This window comes from Halomonas sp. SIMBA_159 (assembly GCF_046536035.1).
Classification (GTDB): domain Bacteria; phylum Pseudomonadota; class Gammaproteobacteria; order Pseudomonadales; family Halomonadaceae; genus Vreelandella; species Vreelandella venusta_A.
Genome location: NZ_JAWJBT010001230.1, coordinates 1 through 248, shown reverse-complemented (window position 1 = coordinate 248; position 248 = coordinate 1). Strand labels below are relative to the sequence as shown.

Here is a 248-nt window from a genome sequence, read left to right as displayed (position 1 = left end):
CCGATACCATTTTCCAGGATAAATACCTGGCCGAAGCCGATGCCGTGCTGGCGATGTACCACGATCAGGGTCTGCCAGTGCTGAAATTCAAAGGGTTCGGTAATGCCGTCAATATCACTCTGGGATTACCTTTTATCCGAACATCAGTTGATCATGGTACCGCATTGGAACTCGCCGGTACCGGACAGGCGGACACAGGGAGCCTCTGGACAGCGCTTACCCACGCCATCGAAATGGTAGATAAAAAA

At 51.6% G+C, this 248-nt stretch carries 1 protein-coding gene; it reads left to right on the top strand.

Translation table 11 applies throughout. The features are described from left to right. The coding region (locus tag R0J87_RS23185) for a 4-hydroxythreonine-4-phosphate dehydrogenase PdxA (RefSeq protein WP_498889311.1) at positions 1-248 on the top strand (248 nt) is incomplete at both ends.